23 protein-coding genes and 2 pseudogenes are annotated in these 23,219 nt (G+C 66.8%); 11 read left to right on the forward strand and 14 right to left on the reverse strand.

The annotated features are described in order from the left end of the window. Window positions 1-34 precede the first annotated feature (34 nt). Window positions 35-931, forward strand: coding sequence for a LysR family transcriptional regulator (locus tag F1599_RS09200; protein ID WP_150082839.1), 897 nt, complete (start codon window positions 35-37; stop codon window positions 929-931). Between the two features lie 15 nt (window positions 932-946). Here the strand turns inward: F1599_RS09200 and F1599_RS09205 are convergent, their stop codons facing one another. The 3 genes and pseudogenes from F1599_RS09205 to F1599_RS09215 form a co-directional block, all read right to left on the reverse strand. After that, window positions 947-1,681, reverse strand: coding sequence for an aldolase (locus F1599_RS09205; RefSeq protein WP_150082840.1), 735 nt, complete (start codon window positions 1,679-1,681; stop codon window positions 947-949). A 46-nt stretch (window positions 1,682-1,727) separates the two neighbouring features. Then, window positions 1,728-2,747 (reverse strand): Bug family tripartite tricarboxylate transporter substrate binding protein, encoded by a 1,020-nt coding sequence (locus F1599_RS09210; RefSeq protein WP_150082841.1) that lies wholly within the window; start codon window positions 2,745-2,747, stop codon window positions 1,728-1,730. Between the two features lie 129 nt (window positions 2,748-2,876). Then, window positions 2,877-3,772, reverse strand: a pseudogene (locus F1599_RS09215) (LysR family transcriptional regulator). A gap of 195 nt (window positions 3,773-3,967) precedes the next feature. On the opposite strand from F1599_RS09215, the gene F1599_RS09220 reads away from it, so the two are divergent. Beyond that, entirely contained in the window at window positions 3,968-4,585 is a 618-nt protein-coding gene (locus F1599_RS09220; RefSeq protein WP_149316348.1) for a nitroreductase family protein, read from the forward strand. Window positions 4,586-4,595: 10 nt separating this feature from the next. Then, the gene (locus F1599_RS09225) at window positions 4,596-5,570 is read left to right on the forward strand and encodes an EamA family transporter (RefSeq protein WP_150082842.1); all 975 of its coding nucleotides are present in this window, start codon (window positions 4,596-4,598) and stop codon (window positions 5,568-5,570) included. A 5-nt stretch (window positions 5,571-5,575) separates the two neighbouring features. Here F1599_RS09225 and F1599_RS25810 read toward each other — a convergent pair whose 3' ends face one another. After that, window positions 5,576-5,746 (reverse strand): hypothetical protein, encoded by a 171-nt coding sequence (locus tag F1599_RS25810; RefSeq protein WP_006576660.1) that lies wholly within the window; start codon window positions 5,744-5,746, stop codon window positions 5,576-5,578. A 241-nt stretch (window positions 5,747-5,987) separates the two neighbouring features. Here F1599_RS25810 and F1599_RS09230 point away from each other — a divergent pair, with 241 nt between their 5' ends. Further along, window positions 5,988-6,878: a DUF72 domain-containing protein gene (locus tag F1599_RS09230; protein WP_150082843.1), complete on the forward strand. Its 891-nt coding sequence runs from the start codon at window positions 5,988-5,990 to the stop codon at window positions 6,876-6,878. A 96-nt stretch (window positions 6,879-6,974) separates the two neighbouring features. Here the strand turns inward: F1599_RS09230 and F1599_RS09235 are convergent, their stop codons facing one another. Beyond that, entirely contained in the window at window positions 6,975-8,477 is a 1,503-nt protein-coding gene (locus F1599_RS09235; protein WP_150082844.1) for an argininosuccinate lyase, read from the reverse strand. Window positions 8,478-8,643: 166 nt separating this feature from the next. Between F1599_RS09235 and F1599_RS26155 the strand changes: the two are divergent. The 3 genes and pseudogenes from F1599_RS26155 to F1599_RS09250 form a co-directional block, all read left to right on the forward strand. Next, a pseudogene (locus F1599_RS26155) lies at window positions 8,644-8,817 on the forward strand (AraC family transcriptional regulator); the annotation flags it as partial. Window positions 8,818-9,118: 301 nt separating this feature from the next. After that, window positions 9,119-9,583, forward strand: coding sequence for an Rrf2 family transcriptional regulator (locus tag F1599_RS09245; protein WP_149316532.1), 465 nt, complete (start codon window positions 9,119-9,121; stop codon window positions 9,581-9,583). Beyond that, window positions 9,573-10,475, forward strand: a complete 903-nt coding sequence (locus tag F1599_RS09250) for an NAD(P)/FAD-dependent oxidoreductase (RefSeq protein ID WP_150082846.1) — start codon at window positions 9,573-9,575, stop codon at window positions 10,473-10,475. The genes F1599_RS09245 and F1599_RS09250 overlap by 11 nt, the downstream gene beginning before the upstream one ends. 33 nt (window positions 10,476-10,508) lie before the next feature. Here the strand turns inward: F1599_RS09250 and F1599_RS26595 are convergent, their stop codons facing one another. The 8 genes from F1599_RS26595 to F1599_RS09290 form a co-directional block, all read right to left on the reverse strand. Next, window positions 10,509-10,871, reverse strand: coding sequence for a YHYH domain-containing protein (locus tag F1599_RS26595; RefSeq protein ID WP_150082847.1), 363 nt, complete (start codon window positions 10,869-10,871; stop codon window positions 10,509-10,511). A gap of 177 nt (window positions 10,872-11,048) precedes the next feature. Beyond that, complete coding sequence (locus F1599_RS09260) at window positions 11,049-11,231, reverse strand: hypothetical protein (RefSeq protein WP_150082848.1); 183 nt, start codon at window positions 11,229-11,231, stop codon at window positions 11,049-11,051. 152 nt (window positions 11,232-11,383) lie between these two features. Further along, complete coding sequence (locus tag F1599_RS09265; protein WP_150082849.1) at window positions 11,384-11,902, reverse strand: GNAT family N-acetyltransferase; 519 nt, start codon at window positions 11,900-11,902, stop codon at window positions 11,384-11,386. Between the two features lie 59 nt (window positions 11,903-11,961). Further along, window positions 11,962-13,791, reverse strand: coding sequence for a hybrid sensor histidine kinase/response regulator (locus F1599_RS09270; RefSeq protein ID WP_150082850.1), 1,830 nt, complete (start codon window positions 13,789-13,791; stop codon window positions 11,962-11,964). Beyond that, a complete protein-coding gene (locus F1599_RS09275) occupies window positions 13,788-14,465 on the reverse strand; it encodes a LuxR C-terminal-related transcriptional regulator (RefSeq protein ID WP_223819544.1) in 678 nt (225 codons plus the stop codon). Before F1599_RS09275 ends, F1599_RS09270 begins: the two co-directional genes overlap by 4 nt. Before the next feature lie 124 nt (window positions 14,466-14,589). Beyond that, window positions 14,590-14,955: a glyoxalase superfamily protein gene (locus F1599_RS09280; RefSeq protein WP_149316359.1), complete on the reverse strand. Its 366-nt coding sequence runs from the start codon at window positions 14,953-14,955 to the stop codon at window positions 14,590-14,592. 126 nt (window positions 14,956-15,081) lie between these two features. Further along, window positions 15,082-15,870 carry an alpha/beta hydrolase gene (locus tag F1599_RS09285; protein WP_150082912.1) on the reverse strand — a complete coding sequence of 263 codons (789 nt, stop codon included), beginning with the start codon at window positions 15,868-15,870 and terminating at the stop codon, window positions 15,082-15,084. 260 nt (window positions 15,871-16,130) lie between these two features. Further along, complete coding sequence (locus tag F1599_RS09290; RefSeq protein ID WP_150082851.1) at window positions 16,131-17,012, reverse strand: LysR substrate-binding domain-containing protein; 882 nt, start codon at window positions 17,010-17,012, stop codon at window positions 16,131-16,133. A 132-nt stretch (window positions 17,013-17,144) separates the two neighbouring features. Between F1599_RS09290 and F1599_RS09295 the strand changes: the two genes are divergently transcribed. The 4 genes from F1599_RS09295 to F1599_RS09310 all read left to right on the forward strand — a co-directional run bounded on the left by F1599_RS09295 (window position 17,145) and on the right by F1599_RS09310 (window position 22,395). Further along, entirely contained in the window at window positions 17,145-17,828 is a 684-nt protein-coding gene (locus tag F1599_RS09295; protein ID WP_190286334.1) for a flavodoxin family protein, read from the forward strand. Window positions 17,829-18,236: 408 nt separating this feature from the next. Beyond that, window positions 18,237-18,884, forward strand: a complete 648-nt coding sequence (locus F1599_RS09300; protein ID WP_150082852.1) for a response regulator transcription factor — start codon at window positions 18,237-18,239, stop codon at window positions 18,882-18,884. Window positions 18,885-18,955: 71 nt separating this feature from the next. Continuing rightward, window positions 18,956-20,791: a hybrid sensor histidine kinase/response regulator gene (locus tag F1599_RS09305; RefSeq protein WP_395895226.1), complete on the forward strand. Its 1,836-nt coding sequence runs from the start codon at window positions 18,956-18,958 to the stop codon at window positions 20,789-20,791. Window positions 20,792-21,009: 218 nt separating this feature from the next. Next, a complete protein-coding gene (locus F1599_RS09310; RefSeq protein ID WP_223819552.1) occupies window positions 21,010-22,395 on the forward strand; it encodes an aldehyde dehydrogenase family protein in 1,386 nt (461 codons plus the stop codon). Between the two features lie 90 nt (window positions 22,396-22,485). Here F1599_RS09310 and F1599_RS09315 read toward each other — a convergent pair whose 3' ends face one another. Continuing rightward, complete coding sequence (locus tag F1599_RS09315) at window positions 22,486-23,082, reverse strand: CDP-alcohol phosphatidyltransferase family protein (RefSeq protein WP_149316536.1); 597 nt, start codon at window positions 23,080-23,082, stop codon at window positions 22,486-22,488. Window positions 23,083-23,219: the final 137 nt, after the last annotated feature.

Raw genomic sequence — 23,219 nt, forward strand, 5'->3', positions numbered from 1 at the left:
TGCTTCGTCCGATACTGTCCAGCGCCCTCCCTCGATGCAAGACAAAGACCGCCTGCTTCGCACCTTTCTCGCCGTCGCGCGCGCCGGATCGCTGCGCGCTGCCTCCACTTCGCTCGGCATCACGCAGGCCGCCGTCAGCAAGCAGATCGCCGCGCTGGAAACGTTCCTCGGGGCGCCACTGTTCGACCGCCACGGGCGCGGGATGCGGCCGACACCCCTGGGAGAACGGCTGGTCGGCGATATCGATCAGGGATTCGGCATGGTCGACAGCGCGCTGGACGTTGCGCGGCAGGCCTCGGCCGGCGGCCATGGGCGCGTGACGATCGCCACCGTCAATACGCTGGCGGCCTATCTGATTCCGGAGGTCGTCGCCTCGCTGCGGGCCGCGCACCCGGGCATCACGCTCGGCGTGTTCAACGCCAGCTCGCCCGATGTGGTGGAACGGGTCGAACGCGGGCTCGCCGATATCGGCCTGGTCTACGACCTCGCCGTCGATACCGACGCGGTGGCGCTGCGGCGGCTGTGCATCGAGCAGATCGCCGCCTATAGCCGCGAGCTGGGCGCGCCGACACCGGGAACGCTGAGCGTCGCCGCGCTGGCACAGCGGCCGCTGATCGTGCCGCCGCGCCCGTACGCGCTGCGGCGCGTGATCGAACGGGAATTGCCGGCGCCGTTGTCGATCGCCGTCGAGAGCAATTCGGTCAGCATGTCGCTCGACCTGGCGATGCAGGGCGTCGGCACCACGATCCTGCCGCGCGATCTGCCCGACATCGCCATCACGGCGCGCGGGCTGCATCGCCTCGCCATCGAAGGCGCCAACCTGCATCGCCATGTGGTGCTGATCCACCGCAGCGGCACGCCCCCGAGCCAGGCGGTCAGCCGGGCCATCCGCGCGATCGAGGCGGCCGCGGCCCGCATCGCGACGCGATAGCGCGCGGCCCATGTATCAACGGCGTAGCGTCGTTTTCGCCTGGCGGACCCAGTACGCAAAGGTCGCGTTGACGATTGCCGGCTGCAGCAGGAAGTCGTGCGCCTCGCGCGCAGCCGCCGGATCGACCTGCTGCAGCGGCCCGACGGCCAGCGCGTCCAGGCACATCCGGGCATTGCGCTCGGCGAACACGTTCAGGTAGACGGCCTCCTGCAGCGTCGCACCGGTGCAGACGGCGCCATGATTGACCAGGAAGGCGGTACGCCGCCCCGCCAGCGCGCCCGAGATCAGTTCGCCTTCGTCGTCGCCGGTCGGCACGCCGGGCCAGTGGGCCAGGAAGCCGCAGTCGTCGTGGAACATCGCCGCATCCATATGCGCCACCGGCATCGGCATGCCCAGCATCGACAGCGCCGACAACGCCGGCGGATGGGTATGCACGATCGCCTTGACCTCCGGATGGTGGCGATAGATCCAGCTGTGGAAGCGCACGCCGGGATTGGCCCGGCCCTTGCCCTGCAGCGTGTTCAGTTCCGCATCGACCAGCAGCACATTGGCGGCGCTGGCCTCTTCCATGCCCGTACCGAGGGCGAGCGTAACCATGCCGCCGGAGTCGGGATCGCGCATCGTGATCTGCCCGGCCAGCCCCGCGGCATGGCCCTGGGCGGCAAGGATCAGGCAGGCATCGACGAAGGTATCGAGATCGGCGCCGACGGTGGCGCCGGGGACGGCATCGAGCAACAAGGTCTTGGTCATGGGAGCGAGCGATAAGGGTTCGGCGGTGGGCGGGTGCTGCGGCGGTTCAGTTCTCGAGCCGGATATTCCGTTCGCGGATCAGCGTGCGGCGGGCCTCCAGATCCTGCCGGATCAGTGCCGCGAACGCGGTGCTGCCGCTGGCGAAGGGCTCGAAGCCGCTGCCTCGCACGCGCGCCAGCAGGTCGCGGTCCGCGAGCACCGTCTGCAGCGCCTGCGCAATGCGCTCGGCCACCGGCGCCGGCAGCCCCGCCGGTCCCACCACCCCGACCCACGGCGCGAATTCGAAGCCCTTCAGGCCGGCCTCCTCGAAGGTCGGCACGGCCGGCAGCAAGGGGCTGCGCTGGCGCGTCGACACGGCGATCGGCTTGACGCGGCCCGTCTTCGCATACTGGCTGCCAAGATTGGTGTCGATGAAGGTCAGGTGCACATGGCCGGCGACCACATCGGCCAGGGCCGGCGCACCGCCGCGATAGGGCAGATGCGCAACGATTGCGCCCGACTGTTGCTTGTAGGCTTCGAAGGCCAGGTGCGGCGGGCTGCCGACGCCCGCCGACGCGTAGCTCAATGCCGACGGATGGGCCTTGCTGTAGCGCGTCAATTCGTCGGACGTCGCGACGTTCAGCGAGGGATGCGCCACCATCACCAGCGGGATGCGCGCAACGGTGCCGAGGTAACTGAAATCCTTGAGAACGTCGTAGGCAATCTTCTTCTGCAGCACCGGATTGACGGTCAGCGCGCCTTCGTCCAGCAGGGCCAGCGTGTAGCCATCCGCCGGCGCGCGTGCCACGGCCTCCGCCGCAATCATCGCGCCGGCGCCCGGCCGGTTCTCCACCACCACCGGCTGCCGCAGCGTGGCGCCGAGGCGCTCGGCCAGCATGCGGGCGATGGTGTCCACCGCGCCGCCGGCGGCCTGCCCGAGCAGCAGGCGGATCGGGCGTTCCGGGTAACCGGCGCTGGATGACGATGAGGACGATGATGACGATGCGGACTGCGCGATCGCCAGCGGCGTGGCAACGGCCAGCGCCAGGCAGGCGCAAAGCCGGCGCAAGGATGGAAGACCGATCATGGGCGCAGCCTTTTATGGTGTGGGTCGGACAGGACGAAGCCAGTCTAGGACGGCTTGCCCGCCCCACGCGGCATGGCTGCCTTGAACGCAGGTTAAGGCTCGAAGGCGCGATGCGGCAGCCCCGAGCGTTCAGGCCAGGGTCTCGATCAGGAAATCGACGAAGGCGCGCACCTTCGAATTGAGATACCGCCGCGACGGATAGACGGCATAGACATGCGTCTCGACGGTGGACCATTCGTCCAATACAGTGACGAGCCGCCCCTGCTCGATATCGTTGCGCACATAGACCAGCGGAATCAGGCTGATGCCGAAGCCCGCCAGCAGCGCCTCGCGCACGGCAAGGCTGGAGGTGACCTTGTAGCGGCCGTCGATCGGCACGTCGACCTGGATATCGCCCTGCGCGCCATGCTTTCGAAAGCTCCATAGCCGAGCGTGGCCGGACAAGCTGAATTGCACGCATTCGTGCTGGCGCAAGGCTTCGGGTGAATCGGGCACGCCATGCCGCGAAAAATACGCCGGCGCGCCGCACAGCACGTGCGTCATCGACATCAGCTTGCGCGCAACCAGGCTCGAATCCTCCAGCTTGTCGCTGCCGCGTATTGCAACGTCGAAGCCCTCCTTGACGAGATCGACGCGGCGATCGTCCAGGCGCAGATCCAGCGACAGCTGCGGATAGCGGCACAGGAACTGCGGGATCGCATCGGCCAGCTGCGTCAGCGTCAGCGACATCGGCGCACTGACGCGCAGCGTGCCGGTGGGCTCGCTCTGCATCGGCCCAGCGCGCGATCGGCCTCGTCGAGGTCGTCGAGAATCTGCGCAATCTGCGTGTAGTACTGCTGGCCGGCCTCGGTCAGGCTGAGCCGCCGCGTGGTGCGGTTCAGCAGCCGCGTGGACAGATGCGCCTCCAGCTCGCCAATGTTCTTGCTGACCGCCGCCGGAGACAGGCAAAGCCGCCGCGCCGCCGCGGCAAAGCTGTTGCGCTCGACGACTTCCCGAAATACGCGCAGCGCCGTCAAATGGTCCACGGTTATTTCACCCGATTATTCACTGCCGGTAAAGATTGTGGTGAGCATATCGCATATTTCACCGCGCGAGGATGGCGATTAATCTTTGACCGTGAATAAACGGCCGTCCCAATGGCCATTGCGCCGATCCTGACACCACGACATTCGGCGACATCCAACGACATCCAACGACACCATTTCGGAGCTGGAACGACCATGAGCCATCCCGTCATCGACGCCATCGAGCAGCGCATCTCCGCCAACTTCTTCGATGCCGCGCGTCCGCTGTCCGACGCGCAAATCGAAGCGCTGACCGCGCTGGCCACTCGCGCGCCCACCGCCTACAACCTGCAGAACTGGCGCTTCATCGCGGTCCGGACCGCCGAAGCCAAGGCACGCCTGCGCGCGGTCGCCTGGAACCAGCCAAAAGTCACCGATGCGGCGGTCGTCTTTATCGTCTGCGGCGTGCTGGCCGATCCGGCCACGCTGGCGCAGCGGCTTCAGCCGTCGGTCGAAGCCGGATTGATGCCGGCCGGCATGGTGCAGACCTGGGTCGATGCGGCGCGCGGCCAATATCTGGAGCAGCCGCAGAGCCGGCGCGACGAAGCGATCCGCACCGCCTCGCTGGGCGCCGCCACCCTGATGCTGGCCGCGCAGGGCATGGGCCTGGCAACCGGTCCGATGACCGGCTTCGACCCGCAGGGCGTGGCACGCGAATTCGCGCTGCGGCCCGACGAGGTGCCGGCCATCCTGGTGGCGGTCGGCCATGCGGCGCCGGGCAACTGGCCGCAAAAGCCGCGCCGCCCCCTGGCCGAAGTACTCGATTTCGCCTGAGGCAAGGATCATGAACCGCGCCACCGACCTGCTGCTGACCGGCCTGGCCCCGGCGATCTGGGGCAGCACCTATGTCGTCACGACGGGCCTGCTGCCCGACGGGTATCCGCTGACGGTAGCGATGTTGCGCGCGCTACCGGCCGGGCTGCTGCTGTTGCTGTGGGTCCGCCAATTGCCGCAGCGCGGCTGGTGGCTGCGGGTATTCGTGCTCGGCGCGCTGAATTTCTCGGTGTTCCAGGCGATGCTGTTTGTCGCCGCCTATCGGCTGCCGGGCGGCGTCGCGGCGACGCTGGGCGCCGTGCAGCCGCTGATCGTGATCCTGTTCTCCCGGCTGCTGCTGGGCAACGCGATCCGGCCGGTGGCCGTGGTCGCCGCGATCGGGGGCATGGCGGGCGTGGCGCTGCTGGTGCTGACGCCCAAGGCGGCGCTCGATACCGCAGGCGTGACCGCCGGCCTGCTGGGCGCCGCCTCGATGGCGCTCGGCACGGTGCTGACGCGGCGCTGGCAACCGCCGGTATCCGCGCTGACCTTCACCGCATGGCAACTGGTGGCGGGCGGCATCCTGCTGCTGCCTGTCGCGCTCTGGTACGAACCCCCGCTCGGCCCGCTGACACAGGCCAATGTGCTGGGATTCCTCTATCTGGGACTGGTCGGCACCGCGCTGACCTATGTGCTGTGGTTTCGCGGCATCGCGCGGCTTGGGCCGCCGGCGGTGGCGTCGCTGGGCTTTCTGAGCCCGGTGAGCGCAGTGCTGCTGGGATGGGGCTTGCTGGATCAGTGGCTCAGCGCGCCGCAACTGGCCGGCATGGTGCTGGTGCTGGTCAGCATGTGGTTGAGCCAACGCGGGGCGGCGGTCCGGACGGGGGCGCCAGCGATGGAGCAGGCGCCCTCTTCGCCTCCTTCGCCTCCTTCGCCCCCTTTGGCTGCTTCGACTCGCTCGCCCTCATCGGCCTCCAGCCCCAGCCCCGACTCGCCGCGCGCCTGATGCCGTTATGACGGGTCCTTGGTCCGGGTGCGCGACACCGCGCCCATGATGCCAAGGCCCAGCACGATCACACAGGCGATGGCGACGTAGGTCTCCGGCACGCCGGCCGTGATCAGGCCCCAGGCAATGCCGCCGACAAGGATCAGCAGTCCAATCAGGAATAGTGCAAACGACATAACCGAGCTCCTGGCAATTGCCGCGATCCGCTGCGGCTTAAGTGCAATGTAGGGGCCATGCCGCGCAGCAGGGATCGGTCGGCAACGGAGACTGGCGTAGGCCGGTTCCTACGCGCGCGGTGGATGTCGCGGCACCTGTAATTTGCCGGCGCTCGCGTATGATCGTCCATATCGATCATTCGTCGCCCAGCGAAGCCCTCGCCACCACGCAAGGCGAATGGGCGCTCGCCGGCGCAATCCGATGACTATTCGAATCGGCATCTCGGGGTGGCGCTACGAGGGCTGGCGTGGCGTCTTCTATCCGAAGGGACTGGCCCAGGCGCGCGAACTCGAATTCGCCGCGCGCGCCGTCGACACGATCGAGATCAACGGCTCGCACTATTCGCTGCAGACCATCGGCAGCTACCGCGCCTGGTACGAGGCGACGCCACCGGGCTTTGTCTTCGCCGTAAAAGGACCGCGCTATCTGACCCACATGCTGCGTTTCCGCGACGAAAAGGCGCGCCCGGCCATGGCAAATTTCTTTGCCTCGGGAGTGCTGGCGCTGCAGGAAAAGCTGGGACCCTTCCTGTGGCAATTCCCGCCGAATTTCAGCTTCAAGCCGGACCGGCTGGAACGCTTCCTCGCGATGCTGCCGCGCACCACCGACGAAGCAAGGAAATTGGCCAGCCAGCACGATGGCCGCGTCAAGGATCCCTGGTGCGAGCCGACGCGCAAACGGCGCCTGCGCCACGCCATCGAGATCCGCCATGCCAGCTTCTGTACGCCGGAATTTCCCGCGCTGCTGCGCAAGCATCGCGTCGCGCTGGTGGTCTCCGATGCGGTTGCCGACTGGCCCTACGTCGAGGACGTGACCGCGGATTTCGTCTATCTGCGGCTGCACGGCACGGAGACCTTGTACGGCGGCGCCTATTCGGATCCCGCGCTCGATCGCTGGGCCGATCGCCTGAGCGCATGGGGTGCCGGCGGAGAGCCGGACGACGCCAAGCGCATTTCGCCGATCAAGCCGCGCAAGGCGGCGCGGCGCGATGTCTACTGCTATTTCGATAACGATCAGAAGGTGAAAGCGCCATTCGATGCGCAACGGCTGATGGAACGGATCTCACCCGATCGGCATCGCGCAGAAAGCTAGTTAGTCGCCTCGTTGGTAGCCCACGGTGGTAGCCCACGGTGGTAGCCCTCGTTGGTGGCCCTCGTTGGTGGCCTTGTTATTGGCCTGGTTGTCTTCCTAATTCGCCGACTTGGCCAGCTTGCTGAAATCCCGATCCAGCCGGGCCAGCGATGCATCGATCCGGCCGCGCTTTTCCTTGATCCAGGCATCCTGCTGCGCCAGCGTCTGTTTTGCCGCCTTCAGCATCCGCTCCATCTCCGCAGGCTGCGGACCACCTACGGTGGCGCGATGGCGAACGATCGCCACGGGATCGAGCGTGGCGCGGAATTCCGCTTCGCTCATCGGCAATTGCGCCGGCCCCTGGCCCTTGACCGCTTCCGCATAGATGCGCTGCGCCTGCGCATACGGGAATTCGCTGGGCCGGATATTGTTGGCCTTCGCATAGTCGACGATCTCCGATGCGAAGTGATGGCCCACGCGGAATGGCAGCTTGTATTTGCGCATCAGCACATCGGCCAGTTCCTGCGAGGCAGTCCAGTCGCTGTTCAGCTCCTCCAGCGCACGCTCGGGGCTGATCACCAGCGCGTTCAGGATCTTGTCCCAGCCCTGCAGCACGCGGATTGCGCTCTGCACCATTTCGCTGTTGGGCTTGACCTCCTTGGCGTCGCCCATTCCCGGCGTGATGTTGTGCGCCTGAATCACCGGCCCCATCGCCAGCGTGACCGCGGTCGAGGCGTGCCGGCGCGTCGTGTTCAGCAGGCCGGGATTGCGCTTCTGCGGCATCGCGCTGGAGACATAGGTATTGCTGCCGCCCTCCTGCAAGAGCATCCACGGACGCGATTGCGCATACTGCGTCATCACGTCTTCGATGAAGTTGCCCGCATGCAGCGCAATGCTGGTGACGATGGCGCCGACCTCGACCGGCTGTTCGGTCGAGGAAATCTGCGCGGCATCGTAGGCGTTGTCGACGATCGCCGAGAAGCCCAGATAGTCGGCCATGCGCGCGCGATTCAGCGGCCAGCTGGTGCCGTTCAATACGGTCGTTCCCATCGGCGAACGATCGATGCGCGCATAGGCCTCGCGAATCCGCTGTGCGTCGCGCTCCAGTCCCGCCGCATGGCCGAGCAGATAATGGCCCAGGCTGTTCGGCTGCGCCGCCACGCCGTTGGTGTAGTTCGGCACGATGGTATTGGCATGCTTCTCCGCCAGCGACACCAGCGAACGGCTGGTCTTGTTCAACTGGTCGGCCAGGCTCAGCAGATGGTCCCGCAGGATCGCGGCGCGGTAGGTCGCATGCATGTCCTGGCTGGACCGCCCCGCATGCAGCAGGGTCACCTCGACGCCCGCGGCCTGGATCAGCAACGGCTCGAAGGTGATCACCGTGGAAGGACGCTTGCCGCCCGGCCGATTGCCGTCTTCCAGCACCTTGACGATGCCCGAGGCAATGCGCGGCGCGAGCGACTTGTCCAATAGCCCTTCCTCCGTATTGATCACGGTGGTGGCCTTGTTGATTTCGCCGAGCCAATAGAACTCGTCGCGATTCACTGCGGATTGGGAAAAGGCGGGAATGGCGTGGGCGGAAATCGCCAGAGCAAGAATGCCAATTCGGGTTTTCAACACGGCTGGTTCGCTTGTCTCGTTATTCGGTCATTGTCGGGCGACGCCGGTGAAAAAAAGGCGCCACGGGATTACAGCCGATTGCGGACGCAGGCGCAAGGCTATACATTCAGCAGACAATGACAGCGTCCCTTCCCACAAGAGGGCCCCATGCCGGCCCCTGCCGGCCATGACGAAACGTCGTGCCAAGAGCCCCGATTGGGTGCATCGCGCCGAACCGGCGCAGGGCATCGAGCGCATCGAGGCCTTCTTCATCGGCAACGCCTATGCAATGCACCGGCACGATACCTATGCCATCGGCCGTACGCCGGCCGGCGTGCAGTGCTTCCAGTATCGGCGCAGCGCCGTGGCAGCCGGCTTTGCGGACCAGAGCCACATGACGCGGCACTTCACCAAGGCTTACGGCATTCCGCCGGCCAGATGGCTGCGCATGGTCCAGTCGGCCAACGGCCGCTGATTCGGCTCGCACAATCGTTCAAGACGCCGCAGCCGCGTCCGCATTACGCTGCGCTCTCCCGCATTCACGGAGAGAACCCATGCAAGCCACCCAATCATCGGCCCCGGCTTCCCGCGGTCAGGGCGTCGCAATCGACCTGCTCTCCTTTATCTTGACATTCGGCGTTTCATGTAACACCATAAGTTCCATGAAACGCGATAGCAGACTGTCAGGCGTGCTCCACGTCCTGTTGCACATGGCCGAGCACGATGGCCCGGTCACTTCCGAGGTTCTCGCCAAGGCGATGGAAACCAATCCCGTGGTCATCCGCCGCGTGATGGCCGGCCTGCGCGAGCAGGGCTATGTGCGCTCGGAAAAGGGCCATGGCGGCGGCTGGACGCTCGCCTGCGACCTGTCCAGGGTCACGCTGCGCGACGTCTATACCGCGCTTGGCTGTCCCTCGCTTCTGGCGATCGGCAACCGGACCGAATCACCCGGTTGCCTGGTCGAGCAAGCCGTCAATGCCGCGCTCGACCAGGCCTTCAACGACGCGGAAGCGCTGTTGCTCGCGCGGCTGGGCGAGGTCACGCTGGCGATGCTGAGCGCCGATTTTCACAAACGGATGGTCGCCCGCGGCGGCCGCCACGATCTGGAGCACGTCCATGCGGTATGACGCCATCGTCATCGGCGGCAGTTTCGCCGGCCTGTCGGCAGCCACCTATATCGCGCGGGCAAGGCGCTCGGTCTGCATCATCGATGCGGGCGCCCCGCGCAATCGCTTTGCCACGCATTCGCACGGCTTCCTGGCCCAGGACGGCAGCAATCCCGCCGCCATGCTCGCGACCGCGCGACAGCAGGTGGCGGCGTATCCCACGACCACGTTTATCGAAGGTCGAGCCATCGGTGCGTCAGGAGAGCTGGGCGGCTTCTCGGTGAGCCTCGAGAACGGCGAGGTGGTGGAAGGCGCCAGGCTGGTGCTCGCGTACGGCATCTCCGACGAACTGCCCGACCTGCCGGGACTGAAGGAGCGCTGGGGCAAGTCGGTGATTCATTGTCCGTACTGCCATGGCTTCGAATTCAGCGACCAACGCCTGGGCGTGCTCGGCATGTCGCCGATGTCGGTCCATCAGGCCATGCTGATCGCCGAATGGGGACCGACCACACTTTATTTGAATGGGGAGCCGGCCGCCGACGAAACCGCGCTCGCGGAGCTGGAAAAGCGTGGTGTCGCGATCGAAGCGGCGCCGATCAAGGCGCTGCACGGCGAGGGCACGGCGCTATCGGCAATCGAGTTTGCCGATGGCCGAACCACCGCGGTCGACGCGCTCTATCTCGCCGTTCGCAGCCGCCAGAACAGCGACATGGCACAGCAGCTGGGCTGCGAAATGGAAGACATGCCGTTCGGTTCGATCATCCGTACCGATGCGCAGAAGAACACCACGGTACCGGGCGTCTACGCCGCGGGCGATATCGCCCGCGGCATGCAGAGCGCGACGTTCGCCAGTGCCGATGGCGTGATGGCGGGCGTGGCCGCGCATCAGTCGCTGGTGTTTGGGGCGCGATAAGGCGATTGGCGAACTTCGGGGCCGCGAGGCGCGCTAGCACCCGCCGTAGTTCTTGCGACCGCTAGCGGTAATCGTATAGGTGCCGCCGCGCGGCCCGCGATAGCAGGTAGGGCCGGTGGACGAACCTTGGCGGGCCATGAAGGCATTGGCCGATGGGTGGGTCCTGGCGCCAGGTGACGGCACCGCGCGGACGCCGGTATGTCCGCTTCCTCTGTGGCAGTGGTACTCGCCAGTTTTCCGGTTCGTGTGACAACCCTCGGCGTTCAGTCCGCCCCCATGGGCACTCGCCGCCCCCGTGAACAAAAAGAAAATGGCTCCTGCCCCCCACTGCAGGATCGTCGCCCCAACATCGCGTCCACCGATGTGAAGCTCCGAAACAGCGCTGAATACACGCATGCGACCCTCCCGTTCTAATCGTTATCGTCCTGACGTGGCGCGATGCCAACACGAAGACGTACGATTGTCGGAGGCGGGCTCGAATCTCGCCATACCGCCGAAGGGGGAAACACCTCAGGGCAGCGACAGGCCGCGAGCCAGAACGCTACGGTCGCTTTCGAAGCCGAGCAAGCACGATCAATCGCCGGACTTCTCCGGCGGCACCGCCTTCCCCAGCAATTTGCCAAGCAGGCCAGTCTTGGCCGCTGCCGAGCCGCGGCGCTCGGTCTTCGGAGCCGGGCCGCCGCGCTTGGCGCCGGCCTGTTTCATGCTGTTGGCGATCTTCAGGCCTTTGTTCTTTTCGAGGTCGGTTTTCTTCACGGGATCATCTCGGTAGTCGAGGCCGGCATTGTACGCAGGTGAACGGACGATGTCCGAGCCGGCACCTTGGCAGGCGGCCGGTCCTCGCGATCTCGCCGCAGAGGCAGCCTCCTTTCATGTCTCGCTCCTGTCGTCGCCGGCGCGCCCACACTCTACCCCGTCACCCAGAACGCCTCGTCATACTCCACCGTCCCCGCCGGCCACTCGCCTTCGAAGCGTACCGCCTGGAAATATTCCGGCGGGACGTCGGGCAATACGAGGTCCGCACGGCAAACGAAGCCGAAGCGGCTGTAATAGGCGGGCTCTCCAAGCACCACGCAGCCTCGCGCGCCGCGCCGGCGCAGCGCGTCCAGTGCCGCATTCATCAGCAGCGTACCGACGCCTTTCGACTGCCAGGCGGGAAGCACGGCGATCGGTCCAAGGCCATACCAGTCCGCGCTGCCATCGGAAATCGCGACCGGGGACACCGCCACATGACCGACGATGCGGCCGCCGAGCTGATCGGCGTCCGTGGCCACCAGTGAAATCGACAGCTGCCCTCGCGCGCGCAATGCATTGACGATCAGCGGTTCGGTACCGCTGGCATGCGTCGCGCTGCGGAAGGCTTCGGCGACGACCGACTCGATCACCGGAATATCGGCGGGGACTTCGTCACGGATCTGGATTGGCATAGTCGGTCCTCTACAAGGAGGTGGGATGGCGATGCTGGCACCGGATCATCGCCCACGGATCACGACGCGCGGTGCAGCGTCTCTTCCGGCCGAAGCCACTGGTACAGCAATGCATGCAACTGCGCAGGCTCCACCGGCTTGCGCAGCACCACATAGCCCTCGCGTTCGGCCTGCAGCAGGGCGGGCGAATCGAATTCGCCGCTGACCATCGCGCCGCTGGCGCCGGGACAGCGCTCCAGCAGCTCCTTCAGCACCTCGAAGCCGCTCTCGCCGGATCGCAGGCGCTGGTCGCACAGGATCACCTGCGGACGCAGGCCGGCATGGAGCAGCGCGATCGCTTCCGTCGCCGAGGCCGCGCAGTGTGCATCGACATGCCATGCCTGCATCAGGCTCCCCCACGCCCTGACGACGACCGGATCGTCCTCGACGATCAGACAGCAACCGCTCAGCGGCGGCAGCGCGCTCGTCGGGCGGGCCTGGGACTCGGCCGCCATCGCGTGCACATGGGCCTGCCCGGGGTCAGCGGCCGGAAAGCGCAGCCAGAATCGCGAGCCGCGACGTTCGACGGAGTCCAGCCCGTAGGCGGCACCCATCATGGTCGCGCAGCGGGCAACCACGGCGAGACCGAGGCCATGACCCGCGCTATCGATGCGCCAGGCGTATTCGTTGCGATAGTACGGTGAATAGATCCGGCTCTTGTCCTCGTTGGCCACGCCGATGCCGGTATCCCAGACTTCCAGCAGCCAGTCCGCTTCGCGGCGCCGCGCCGACAGCAGCACGCCGCCACGCTGCGTGTACCGCAGCGCGTTGTGGACCAGGTTGACCAGCGACTGGCGCAGCAGCGAAGCATCCGCCAGCACCGCCGCGGCCTGCTTCGGCACCCGCACGCGCAGATCGAGATGGCGGCTATGCGCTTCCTCGCGGAACAGCGCGGCGACTTCCTCCATGATGGGTGCGAGCGCCACCGGTGCGCTGCGCGGCATCGCCATGCCCTGCTCGATCTTCGACAGGTCAAGCAGCGAGTTGAACATCAGATGAACGGATCGGACGCTGCGCCGCAGGTCCTCCAGCGGCGGATTCAGCGCCGGATCGCGATTGCGCTGTGCGATCGCTTCGATCAGGAACCCCATCGCATGAACGGGCTGGCGCAGGTCGTGGCTGGCGGTGGTCAGGAACAGGTTCTTGGCGCGCAGCGCATCCTCGGCCGCCTCCTTGGCGAGCCGATAGCTCTCCGCAAGCCGGATGCCGTCGTCCTCGAGCTGCACCTGCTGGCGGAAGAATTGATTGGCGATCAGCGCGTGCCGATAGATCGCCACCGCGTACAGCAGCGTCAGCGGCAGCACCACCTGCCAGTGATGGGGGAAACTCCATGGCACGTTGACCGTCACCACACCCCAGCACGCAAAGAAGAACCGCTGGAAAGCGCCCAGTATCGGCGTCTGGTGCGTGGCATTGGCCGCAAGAATGGCGGCCAGGCTGATATGCAGCAGCAGCGCGAAGTCGAACGTAACCTGGCCCGCGGTCAAGACCGTCGCCATCGACAGGCACAGGCCGTGGACCAGCGCGATGCGCCGAACCACCGGCAGCCAGCGCTCGGCCATCGCCGCGTCGTCGGACTGCGCGCGCTCGCGCCGATAGTGGCGGCGCTCCAGCTGCATCCAGCCGGCGGCGAGGCAGTAGGCGAGCGTCCACACCAGCAGCGAACGGGCATCCCTGCCCGTGACATGAAGCCAGACGACGAACGGCAGGCCGACGAAGGGAATCGCGTTGACGCTGAAGACGAGGCGCTCGAACGTCATGTCGACCAGGCGCGCGCGGGCACGCGGGCTGACGCTCGATTCGGCGGCGGCGGCACGCAGGCCCAGCCGTTGCGAGATCGACCCGCTCACGGTTCGAGCCGGCGTCCGTGCAGCAGCGTGATGGCCTCGACGCGATTGCTGACGCCCAGCTTGCCGAGAATGGCCGTCACGTGTTCCTTGGTGGTCTGCTCGGAAATCGCCAGTTCCTTGGCAATCTGCTTGTTGGGCAGGCCGCGCAGCATCAATGCAAGCACCTGGCCCTGCCGATCGGTCAGGCCGAGATCGCGCGGACTCAGCGGCAGTTCGCGGCGCAGGGCCGGCGTCAGTTCCGCCGCGGGCACGGCCGGGAACCAGGTGCCGCCCTGCCGCAGCGTGGCCACCGCCTGCGCGAACGTCTCCGGCGGCTCGCTCTTGCGCAGAAAGCCGTGCGCGCCCGCCTCCATGGCCTTGATCTGTACGCGTGCGTCTTCATCCCCGCTCATCACGAGCAGGCGGCACGATGGCAGCTTTGCCGCGGCCTCGCGCAGCAGCGCCAGGGCGGTGCCGCCGGGCAGCCAGAAATCGACCACCAGCAGGCTGGGCGGACCGTCGCTATCGATCCGTTGAAAGCACTCCTGCGCATTCGCGGCATAGTGCGCCACCGCGTAGTCGCAATGCGTTGTCAGATATCCCGCAATACCGCGCGCCACCAGCGGATGGTCGTCGACGACGATGGCATACGACTGGCGCGCCGGGGCCATGCCCGACGCAATTCGACTCTTCACCAAGCTTTGGCTCCTGACCCCTGCCGAAATAAAGCTTATTTTTTGCGCCAGTGTAATTGATTTCGCACAACGGAATTCGCGTGGCGCCGCGTTACCCCTACTACGGTAGGTGTTCGAAATATAATTAATCGTCAATGAGCTGACAGAAACGCAGCGAATTACCGAACGGGTCGGCCACCTGCATTTCCTTGCCCCAGTCCATCGTTTCGACGCCGGGGCGCGCATATCGGTACGGCTTCGCCGCCAATTCCCGATGCAGCGCTTCGATGTCATCGACCCGCAGGAATATTGCCGTTCCGGGCGTGCCATCGCCGTGATGCTCGCTCAGATGCAGCAGCAATTCAGAGCGCGATATCTGCATGTACAGCGGCAGGCTTTCCTCGAAGCGATGCTCCCAGTCGACGGAAAATCCAAGGAAATCGAGATAGAACTCCCTGGCCTTGTCCACCGAGAAGATACGCAGAATTGGAATGGCGGGAGAGAGCTTCATCGGATTGGTTCATTCAATGCAATGACACAAGGATAACCAATGCGCGTCCAAATCCGTAAGTTCCAACATTAATGCAATTACCCTCGGACCGCTGGAGAATCGCTGGAGAATCGCTGGCAAACCGGCTCACGGAGCGGCGGCGTTGGGCCCGGATTCGAGCAGGAAGGCGAGCGCCTGCCCCCACCACTGTGCATCGACGCGGTCGAACCAGTCGTTGTGGTCGGCACCCGGCACCACGCGCAATTGCCGCCGCATGCCGAGCGCGTCGTGCAGTGCGCGGCCGAAGCGTGCCGGCACGATGCGATCGCGTTCGGCCACCACTACCAATACCGGCCGATCGAATGCGACCAGATTGGCGACGCTGTCATAGCGGTCGCGCAACAGCCAGGAGGTCGGCAGCCATGCGTAGTGATGGGCGGCGATACGGGCCAGCCGATCCCACGGGGTGATCAGCATCAGGCCGGCGATCCGGTCGCGTTGCCGCGCGGCGGCTGCGGCCACCACGCCGGCGCCGAGCGATTCGCCGATCAGCAGCAGCGGCGCGCCGAAGCGCGCATGGGCCAGTTCGATGGTGCGCTGCGCATCGGCGACGAAGCTGGCCTCGCCTACCTCGCCATCGCGCGGCCCATAGCCCGGATATTCGGCCAGGATGACCCGCACGCCGTGCTGCACCAGCGCGTCCGCATAGACCTTGCGGTGGCCGGCATGGCCCGCGTTGCCATGGAACACGATCGCGGTGGCACGCGCCGGCCCGCTGGGCTCGGCGAGCAGGCCCATGAAGTCGTCTTCACCGGGCCAGGGGCGCAATTCGTCGGAAATCAGCGCGGCCAGCGGTGCCTTGCTCGGGAAGTACAGGAAGTGGTCCTGCAATGCCGCCAACGTTGCCGTCGGCGCCATGCCGGCGAAACAGACCATGCCGAGCGCGATGCTGGCGATGCGGGCAGCAAGGGGAAAACGGTGTCGGACTGCGGTCGGCATGCTTTCCTCCCGATGGCCGCTGGCGGAACCGCCACGATCTGAATATTAGGCAACGCGAATTGCCGGGCGGCGGCAGGAATCGCCATGTTGCGTCGCGCCATGGGGGAGACCATGCGCGGGCCGCGCCAACGGGTGCCCTACACGGTGTAACACGTCATTGACGTGGCATTGAGGCGCATGGGCGAAAGGCCGCGCCTTCAGGCCCATTCCCGCGCCAGCCAGGCCAGAAACGCCCGCACCGGCGGATGCCGCTCGCGCCCCGGCACGCACAGCGCGGTATAGGCGGCGCCGGCTACCGTGATATCGGGCCGATACGGCAGCAGCAGCCCATTGCGCACGCTGTCGGACACCATGATGGAGCTGGCGAGCACCAGCCCCTGTCCCGCGACGGCGGCCTGCAGCGCATAGCTCTCCTCGTCGTAGGCGCGCATCGTGGCGCCTTCCTGCAGCCAACGCACGCCGGCCGCATCGCACCACGCCTGCCAGCCATCGTCGTACAGCGTCGAATCGGTCCATCGCACCGTGATCAGTTCGGGCGTCTCCTGGCCGGCAGTTGCGATCCGCGCCGGCGATCCGTAAACGCCGAACGTTTCGCCGAGGCGGCATGCGTTCAGCAGCGAGGGCCAGGCGCTGGTGCCATAGCGGATCGCCACATCGATGCGCGCGTCCTGGTGCAGGTCGACCGGCGCGCCATCGCTGTCGATCCGCACGTGCACATCGGGATGCGCCTGATAGAAGCGCCCCAGCCGCGGCACCAGCCACAGCGCGGCGAACGACATGGTGGTGGTCACCGTCAGGGACCCCGCCGCCGGCTGCGGAAGCAGCTCGTCGATGGCCTGGGCCACATCGAGCAGCGCGCCATGCATCCGATGGAACAGCCGCTCGCCTTCGACCGTCAGCGCCACGCCGCGCGGCAGGCGCGTGAACAGTGCCACGCCAAGGCAGGACTCGAGCCCGCGCACCTGATGCGAGACGGCGGCCGGCGTCACCGACAGCTCGGCCGCCGCGGCCTTGAAGCTCAGATGCCGCGCGGCGGATTCGAATACCCGCAGGGCGGCGATCGGCAAGGAAGCGAACATGCATTGCGCTCCAAAAAAATGCGCAGGAAACCCAGAGATGAACCGAATTTGTTCGACGCAAGAATTGCTCGTTTGTCGCGCCGCAGCCGCCATCCTACAGTCGCCGTGTCCCTACCACGCAATGCAAGGAACATGATGACGGATACGACTTTCTACCAAACTCTTCCTTCCGGGCCGGTATTGATCCTGGTGGGCAGCCCTCGGCGCGACGGCAATTCGGCGGCGATGGCGCACGCGGTGCAGCGCGGCGTCGAGCGAGCGGGCCACCCGGTCAAATTGCGCTTTCTCGACGACCATATCGGCGGGCTGCTGCGCGACTGCCGCCAATGCCGGCGCGCCGACGGCAGCTGCGGCATCGACGACGGCTATCGCGACCTATTGCTGCAGGACTTTCTTCCCGCGGCCGGCGTGGTGTTCTGCTCGCCGATCTATTGGTATGGCCTGTCGGCGCAGACCAAGGCCTTCTTCGACCGCATGTTCTGCTATTACGCCGCCTCGCATCCGGATTCGGCCACCGTGGTGCCGAAGCTGGCCCGCAAGCGCCTCGGCCTGGTGCTGGCGTCCGAGGAAAGCTATGCCGGCGCGGCGCTCGGCATCGTTCATCAATTGCAGGAGTATGCCCGCTATACCGATTCGCAATTGGCGGGCGTGGTGCGGGGTACCGGCAATCGCCGCGGCGAGGTGGTACGCGATCCGACCGATGCGATCGCGCAGGCCGAGCGACTCGGCGCCGAGCTGTTTGCGCGGACCTACAGCGACTATCGTTTCGATACGCCGCGCGATACGCGGGTCTGGCCGCTGGATCGGGCGGCATGATGGCCGCAGGTATCGCACCGACATCGCACGGGCATCGCACGACATGGCGAGGCATGGCGGGCGCAATCGCGATCGTGAATGCATGCGCTGCATGGCGGCCATGTCGCCGAGCAGCGATCGGGCAAAAAAATACCCGCAGCCGGGAGGTGCGGGTACTTCAAAGTGGTATGAGCGAGTCGCGGTTCCGCTCAGGACGCATCCTCGCATCACGCGCCAGCCACGCCAATAATCCATCCGGACTAGGCAACCCGGATCGGCAGGCATGGACAAGCGGTCGGGAATCGATTCCAATCCACCACTGGCAAGGGCCGCCGGCCGCCATCCGCGCGCCTTCACCCTGCCATGCGATACCCCGACCGCAAGGTTCTAGCGGCCCGCCACGCCGATGACCGGCCCTTATCGACCGCCATGCCCGATGCCTGCCTGCTGCTGATCGACGACCATACGCTGTTCCGCACCGGCCTGCGGCTGCTGCTGGCCGACAGCGCCAGCGTGTCCGCGATCGTCGAGGCCGGCACGGTGATGGAGGCGGTGCAGGACCATGCCGGAGCCGCGGTCGATATCATCCTGCTCGATATCCAGTTGCCGGGCCTGAACGGCATCGAGGGCGTGCGCGTGCTGCGCCGGCATTTTCCCGCGGCGCGCATCCTGATCGTCTCGGGTACCTCGGGCCCGGACGCGATTCCCCCCGACGTGCGGAAGGACGTGGCCGGCTTCCTGCCCAAATCGGCGGACGCCACGCGCATCGAGAAGGCGATCGCGCGCTGCCTGCAGGGCGGCAGCTACTTCTGCCATGCGGATGACGCCATCGCGCCGGACCCGTCCGCCACGGATGCGGCCCGCTACCGTCCCAGCCAGCTGACACCGCGCCAGCTCGAGGTGCTGAGCCAGCTGGCGCTGGGCCGTTCCAACAAGATCATCGCGCACCATCTCGGCCTGTCGGAGAACACGGTGCGGGTGCATGTCGCCGCCATCCTCGATCACCTTGGCGTGGTCAGCCGCGTCGAGGCCATCATCGAGGCGCAGCGGCGTGGCCTGATCCAGGCCGCGCGGTGAAGCGCGCCAGCGGCCGCCGGCGGCTGCCCTTGCTGCCGCGCTTCGACGAGGGACGGCTGCTGGCCGCCCAGATGGATCTGCTGGACCAGAGCTTCAGCGTCGCGATGATCGGCTGCGCGCTGGCATCCTGGTTCCTGACGGCCGGGCTGGTGCTGTCCGGCGATCGCCCGCTGGCGTTGCCGTGGGCCATCGCGATGACGCTGGCCTGCGCCTACGGCCTGGTCGGCCGGCAGCGGATGCCGGAACGCACCACCGAGGCCGCAGCGCCTTGCTACGCGCGCTGGATGACGATGCTGCTGACCTGCATTGGCTCGCTGTGGGGAGTGATCGCGCTGCTCTATCTCGATGTCCGCGAGCCGCCGATCGTCATTTCGGTGCTGTCGCTGATCGCGGGCATGAGCGCCGCGGCGCTGGCCGTGTTCTCGGCCTGCCTGCCGGTCGCCGTCGGCTTTTTCGTGCCGGCGATCCTGCCGGTATGGATCAGCTTCCTGGCCACCGGCGACCCCGACTATCTGCCGATGTTCCTGGCGACGCCGCTCTATCTGATCGTGCTGATCGTGTTCGCGCGCAACTACGCCCGCGTGGCGCGGCATTCGATCGCGCTGCGCTTCGAGAATATCGAACTGATCGGGCAGCTGCGCGAGCAGACGGCGCGCGCGGAGTCCGCCCAGCGCGCGGCCGAGCAGGCGAGCCGCGCGAAATCGGTGTTCCTGGCATCGGCCAGCCACGACCTGCGCCAGCCGCTGCATGCGCTCGGCCTGTTTCTGGTCTCGCTGAGCCGCACTTCGCTGGATGACAAGCAGCGCCAGCTGCTGACGCATATCGAGGCGGCCTCGGACGCCGCGCGGGAAATGCTGAACACCTTGCTGGACTTCTCCAAGCTCGAAGCCGGCGTGGTGCAGGCACGGCCGATGGCGTTTCGCCTGCAGCCGCTGCTCTACCGGCTCGAGAACGAGTTCGCGCCGCTGGCGGAAGCACGCGGGCTGGTCTACCGGACGCGCGAGACGACCTGCGCGGTGTTCGCCGATCCGGCGCTGGTCGAGCTGGTGCTGCGCAATCTGATCGCCAATGCAATCCGCTATACCGAGCGCGGCGGCGTGCTGGTGGGCTGCCGCCGGCGCGGCGAGCATGCGGTGCTCGAGGTATGGGACACGGGGATCGGCATCCCGGCGTCGCAGCACGCGGCGATCTTCCAGGAGTTCCATCAGCTCGGCAATCCCGAGCGCGATCAGCGCAAGGGCCTGGGACTCGGGTTGTCGATCGCCAGCGGCCTCGCGCGAACGATGTCCACCGATGTCACGCTCGCCTCGACGCCACAGCGCGGCTCGGTGTTCCGCATGGCGCTGCCCTGGGTCTGGCTGCCGCCGGCCGGCATGGAGGCGCTGGTACATCGGCTGCCGAGCGATGCGCCGATGCAGCTGGAACCGCTGCCGGGCGTGCGGGCGCTGGTCATCGACGACGATCCGCATATCCGGCTGGCGATGACCGAGCTGCTGTCGGGCTGGCAATGCAACTGCCGGGCGGCGGAGTCCGAGCGCGACGCGCTGGCCTGCCTGCCGGCGTTCCGGCCCAACCTGATCGTGGCGGATTATCGGCTGCGCGGAAACCGGGACGGCCTGCAGGCGATGGCGGCACTGCGCAAGCAGCTGGGAGAGGCGGTACCGGCGATCGTCATCACCGGCGATACCGCGGCGGACCGGCTGCGCAGCGTGCATGCGAGCGGCACCGTGCTGCTGCACAAGCCCGTGGTCGCCGCGGAACTGCATGCGGCGATCGTGGGGCTGGTCCCGCCGCTCGCGGCCCAAGCACGCACGGTGCGCCCCGGCGAGGGAACGGACGGACCTGACGAACAGGGCGAGACCGAGCAGCCAGATAGACCCGGCAAATCGGACGCGTCGGCGCCATAACTTTTTCGGATAAATCAATCCAATCTATTAATTGGACTTTGATCCAAGCCTTGCGGACACTGAATCGACACTACACCGGGTCGATCCCGTGAGGAGCCATCATGCCGTCGCCTCTGCCGCCAACGAGTTCGCTGCCCTCCCCGAATTCACCGATCTGGCCCAATTCGTCCTCGCTACCGCGCCACGACCTACTGATCGGCGCCGAACGTATCGCGCCGATGTCCGGCACCTATTCGACCGATATCGATCCCGCCACCGAGACACCGATCGCGCTGGTCGCGCAGGGCGGGGCCGCCGAGGTCGATCTGGCGGTGCAGACCGCGCGCCGCGCGCTGAAGGGCTGGAGCCGCATGCGCGCCGCCGAACGGGGCCGCATCCTGCAGCGTTTCGCCGACCTGCTCGAGGCGCATCGGGACGAGCTGGTTGCGCTGGAGAGCCTCGACGCCGGCAAGCCGCTGGCCGCGGTACGCCGGCAGGACCTGCCGGCGGTGATCGACACCGTGCGCTACTACGCGGGCTGGGCCGACAAGATCCACGGCGACGTGATACCGGCCCGCCCGGACGCGCTGACTTATACCGTGCGCGAGCCGGTCGGCGTGGTGGCCGCGATCGTGCCGTGGAATTTCCCGCTGATGATCGGCATGTGGAAGATCGCGCCGGCGCTGGCATGCGGCTGCACCGTGATCGTCAAACCCGCGGAAATCACGCCGCTGTCGGCGCTGCGCGTCGGCGAACTCGCGCTCGAAGCCGGCCTGCCGCCCGGCGTCCTCAATATCGTCACCGGCAAGGGCAGCGTGGTCGGCGATGCGCTGGTAGGCCATCCCGGCATCGACAAGGTGACCTTCACCGGCTCGCCGGGCGTGGGCCGCGGCATCATGCAGGGCGCGGCGGGCAACTTCAAGCGCGTCACGCTCGAGCTCGGCGGCAAATCGGCCAACCTGATCTTTGCGGACGCGGATCTCGACGCGGCGGTACGGGCCGCGGCATCGGGCATCTTCTTCAACGCCGGCCAGGTCTGCTCCGCCGGATCGCGCATCCTCGCGCAACGCGCCATCTACGACGAGATGGTCGAGCGGCTCGCGGCACGGGCCAACGCGATCCGCGTCGGCGACCCGGCCTCGCCCGAGACGACGATGGGACCGCTGGTGTCGAAGGCGCAGCTGAAGACGGTGCTGGACTATATCGAGATCGGCAAGCAGGAAGGCGCGTCCGCGGTCGCGGGCGGCATGCGGGTCGGTGAGCGCGGCTACTTCGTCGCGCCCACGGTGTTCGCCAACGTCGCGCACGAGATGCGCATCTCGCAGGAGGAGATCTTCGGCCCGGTGGCCGCCGTGATTCCCTTCGATGACGAGGCCGATGCGATCCGCATCGCCAACGGTACCGCGTTCAGCCTGGCGGCCGGCGTCTGGAGCGCGGACATCGGGCGCGTGCACCGCGTCGCCGGCGAATTGAAGGCGGGCACGGTATGGATCAACACCTACGGCTATACCGATGTCCGGCTGCCCTGGGGCGGAGCCGGCGATTCGGGGCTGGGCCGGGAACACGGCGACGCGGCGCTGCAGAACTTCACCGAACCGAAGACCGTCTGGCTGTCGCTGCGATAGGCGATCGCCGAATCCGGTCGTCGCATTCGGTGGCCGCATTCGGTGGCCGCATTCGGTCGCCGCAGACGATCGCCGCGGACGATCACCCCGTCAGAACTTCGGAATCCGCAGCGTCTTGCTGATCATCAGCGAGCCCGACAGCACGAACAGCAGCACGAGCGGATGCAGTACCGCCGGGCCGAGCGTCCAGGCACCGCCGAACAGCGCATCGCCGATGCGGCCCTGCCAGGAGCACAGCGCCAGCACGCCGGTCAGCACCACGCTGGTCGGGATCGGCGTGCCCTCGAAATAGGACACCTTGCCGCTGGCTCCGGACAGCGATTCGGCCGTGACGTTGAAGCGCGCGAGCCGGCTGACACCGCAGCAGACGAAATAGATCAGCGCCAGCAGATCCCAGCCGCCGCGCATGCCGGCGGCAAAGGCCAGCGTCGCGGGACCGACGCCGAACGAGATGATGTCGGCCAGCGAATCGAGCTCGCGGCCCAGCGCCGAATGCGCATGGCGCCAGCGCGCGACGCGGCCGTCGATCACGTCGAAGAAGAAGGCGGCGGGCGCGAAGGCCGCCGCGATCAGGAAGTGCCGCAGCGACTGGCTGTCGATGTAGAACATCGCGAAGAACACCGACGCCATGCCGCAGGCCGCATTGGCCAGCGTAAAGACGTCGGCCAGCGCCAGTTCGCGGATCATCGAGAAATGCCGCGGCCGTGCGGATGGATCGGCCGATGATCGGGTCGGATCGTTCGATTCAGGCATGTCTGGCTCCTCGCGTGGTCGGTCTTCGAGAGTCCCCCTGGGCCCTCTCGTCCCCTCGTTCCGCTTGTTCC

This window comes from Cupriavidus cauae (genome assembly GCF_008632125.1).
Classification (GTDB): domain Bacteria; phylum Pseudomonadota; class Gammaproteobacteria; order Burkholderiales; family Burkholderiaceae; genus Cupriavidus; species Cupriavidus cauae.

What these genes read in the sequence shown, in the direction of transcription:
- F1599_RS09200 (WP_150082839.1), top strand. Translation starts at nt 35, where the DNA reads ATGCAAGACAAAGACCGCCTGCTTCGCACCTTTCTCGCCGTCGCGCGC.
- F1599_RS09205 (WP_150082840.1), bottom strand. Translation starts at nt 1,681, where the DNA reads ATGACCAAGACCTTGTTGCTCGATGCCGTCCCCGGCGCCACCGTCGGC.
- F1599_RS09210 (WP_150082841.1), bottom strand. Translation starts at nt 2,747, where the DNA reads ATGATCGGTCTTCCATCCTTGCGCCGGCTTTGCGCCTGCCTGGCGCTG.
- F1599_RS09220 (WP_149316348.1), top strand. Translation starts at nt 3,968, where the DNA reads ATGAGCCATCCCGTCATCGACGCCATCGAGCAGCGCATCTCCGCCAAC.
- F1599_RS09225 (WP_150082842.1), top strand. Translation starts at nt 4,596, where the DNA reads ATGAACCGCGCCACCGACCTGCTGCTGACCGGCCTGGCCCCGGCGATC.
- F1599_RS25810 (WP_006576660.1), bottom strand. Translation starts at nt 5,746, where the DNA reads ATGTCGTTTGCACTATTCCTGATTGGACTGCTGATCCTTGTCGGCGGC.
- F1599_RS09230 (WP_150082843.1), top strand. Translation starts at nt 5,988, where the DNA reads ATGACTATTCGAATCGGCATCTCGGGGTGGCGCTACGAGGGCTGGCGT.
- F1599_RS09245 (WP_149316532.1), top strand. Translation starts at nt 9,119, where the DNA reads ATGAAACGCGATAGCAGACTGTCAGGCGTGCTCCACGTCCTGTTGCAC.
- F1599_RS09250 (WP_150082846.1), top strand. Translation starts at nt 9,573, where the DNA reads ATGCGGTATGACGCCATCGTCATCGGCGGCAGTTTCGCCGGCCTGTCG.
- F1599_RS26595 (WP_150082847.1), bottom strand. Translation starts at nt 10,871, where the DNA reads ATGCGTGTATTCAGCGCTGTTTCGGAGCTTCACATCGGTGGACGCGAT.
- F1599_RS09265 (WP_150082849.1), bottom strand. Translation starts at nt 11,902, where the DNA reads ATGCCAATCCAGATCCGTGACGAAGTCCCCGCCGATATTCCGGTGATC.
- F1599_RS09280 (WP_149316359.1), bottom strand. Translation starts at nt 14,955, where the DNA reads ATGAAGCTCTCTCCCGCCATTCCAATTCTGCGTATCTTCTCGGTGGAC.
- F1599_RS09285 (WP_150082912.1), bottom strand. Translation starts at nt 15,870, where the DNA reads ATGGTCTGTTTCGCCGGCATGGCGCCGACGGCAACGTTGGCGGCATTG.
- F1599_RS09290 (WP_150082851.1), bottom strand. Translation starts at nt 17,012, where the DNA reads ATGTTCGCTTCCTTGCCGATCGCCGCCCTGCGGGTATTCGAATCCGCC.
- F1599_RS09295 (WP_190286334.1), top strand. Translation starts at nt 17,145, where the DNA reads ATGATGACGGATACGACTTTCTACCAAACTCTTCCTTCCGGGCCGGTA.
- F1599_RS09300 (WP_150082852.1), top strand. Translation starts at nt 18,237, where the DNA reads ATGCCCGATGCCTGCCTGCTGCTGATCGACGACCATACGCTGTTCCGC.
- F1599_RS09305 (WP_395895226.1), top strand. Translation starts at nt 18,956, where the DNA reads ATGGATCTGCTGGACCAGAGCTTCAGCGTCGCGATGATCGGCTGCGCG.
- F1599_RS09310 (WP_223819552.1), top strand. Translation starts at nt 21,010, where the DNA reads ATGTCCGGCACCTATTCGACCGATATCGATCCCGCCACCGAGACACCG.
- F1599_RS09315 (WP_149316536.1), bottom strand. Translation starts at nt 23,082, where the DNA reads ATGATCCGCGAACTGGCGCTGGCCGACGTCTTTACGCTGGCCAATGCG.